Source organism: Bacillus sp. 05T21 (genome assembly GCF_056396785.1).
In genome coordinates this window covers 1-351 of sequence record NZ_JBFTMD010000121.1, presented here as the reverse complement: position 1 = coordinate 351, position 351 = coordinate 1, and the positions used below count along the sequence as shown (strand labels likewise).

Genomic DNA, 351 nt, shown 5'->3' with positions numbered 1-351 from the left:
GGCAGACGCACTAGACTTAGGATCTAGCGCCTTTGGCGTGGGGGTTCGACTCCCTTCACCCGCACTTTTAATAAAATAACTCAAACATGTCTTGCGGAAGTAGTTCAGTGGTAGAATACAACCTTGCCAAGGTTGGGGTCGCGGGTTCGAATCCCGTCTTCCGCTCCAATTTTCAGTATGACATGCCGGGGTGGCGGAACAGGCAGACGCACAGGACTTAAAATCCTGCGGTGGGTGACCACCGTGCGGGTTCGACCCCCGCCCTCGGCACCATATGCGCCCGTAGCTCAATTGGATAGAGCGTTTGACTACGGATCAAGAGGTTAGGGGTTCGACTCCTCTCGGGCGCGG

At 55.8% G+C, this 351-nt stretch carries 3 tRNA genes; all 3 read left to right on the top strand.

Going from position 1 to position 351, the window contains the following annotated elements:
• Positions 1-93 precede the first annotated feature (93 nt).
• The 3 genes from AC1DKZ_RS33190 to AC1DKZ_RS33180 all read left to right on the top strand — a co-directional run bounded on the left by AC1DKZ_RS33190 (position 94) and on the right by AC1DKZ_RS33180 (position 350).
• Positions 94-168, top strand: a tRNA-Gly gene (locus AC1DKZ_RS33190).
• Positions 169-184: 16 nt separating this feature from the next.
• Positions 185-273 (top strand) — tRNA-Leu (locus AC1DKZ_RS33185).
• A gap of 3 nt (positions 274-276) precedes the next feature.
• Positions 277-350 (top strand) — tRNA-Arg (locus tag AC1DKZ_RS33180).
• Position 351: the final 1 nt, after the last annotated feature.